Genomic DNA, 263 nt, shown 5'->3' on the forward strand with positions numbered 1-263 from the left:
GCGGCGCGAGCAGCGCCGAGCTCCGCGCGATCACGCGCGCGCCGATCGCCTCCGGCATGTACGCGTCGACGCCGAGGGGCATGTGGCGGCCGTGCTGTTCGGTGCTGCCCACCGGCACCAGCAGCGTCCGGGTCTCCTCCAAGGCGGCCTCGATCTCCGGCCACGTCATCTCGGCGACGCGTCCCGATCCGGGCTTCGTGTCGGACATACCGCTGCGTCGGACGGCGGAGATAAAACGCGAGCGGTGCGGCCGCCCGCGGCCC

General features: G+C 73.8%; 1 protein-coding gene. It reads right to left on the reverse strand.

The genetic code is table 11. From position 1 onward, the window contains the following. A partial coding sequence (locus tag EXE45_RS18885; RefSeq protein ID WP_158294366.1) for a creatininase family protein occupies positions 1 to 208 on the reverse strand: 208 nt, incomplete at its 3' end. Positions 209 to 263: the final 55 nt, after the last annotated feature.

It is taken from the genome of Halorubrum sp. SP9 (assembly GCF_005435015.1).
Classification (GTDB): Archaea; Halobacteriota; Halobacteria; order Halobacteriales; family Haloferacaceae; genus Halorubrum; species Halorubrum sodomense.